At 69.3% G+C, this 502-nt stretch carries 1 pseudogene; it reads left to right on the forward strand.

The window, feature by feature from the left end:
• A pseudogene (locus tag ACG00Y_RS28800) lies at positions 1–465 on the forward strand (IS21 family transposase); the annotation flags it as partial.
• Between the last annotated feature and the right edge of the window lie 37 nt (positions 466–502).

Genomic DNA, 502 nt, shown 5'->3' on the forward strand with positions numbered 1-502 from the left:
CTGAAGGTGAGGCTGCACAGCACCCATCTGGACGCCTGGCTGGGCGGTGTGAAGGTCTTCGAGTGCGAGCGGCTGCATGCCAGCACGGCCGACCGTCACCCCAAGCGCATCGACTGGCGCCACATGCTGCCCAGCCTGAAGCGCAAGCCCGGCGCGTTCGCGCGCTGGGTGCTGCGGGATGCGATGTTCCCGCGCAGCGAGTATGCGCAAGCCTGGGAGCAGATCAGCCAGGCACTGCCCGAGCGGGCGGCTTGCCGGTTGATGGTGGACCTGCTGGACCTGGCCGACCGCGCCAACGTGGTGGCGGAGCTGGCCATCGAACTTGGCCACTTGCTGGACAGCGCCGAGCTCCCCGACATCGACGTGCTCAAGGACCGGTTCGCGCCCCGGCCAGCACAGATGCCCCAGGTGGTCGTGGTGCTGCCCTCGGCGGCGGTGTACGACGAACTGCTGGAGGCCGCATGAGCGCCGACGCCAATGCATCGGGCGCTGCGGTGCCGCT

It is taken from the genome of Pelomonas parva, from assembly GCF_043555835.1.
Lineage (GTDB): Bacteria > Pseudomonadota > Gammaproteobacteria > Burkholderiales > Burkholderiaceae_C > Pelomonas > Pelomonas parva.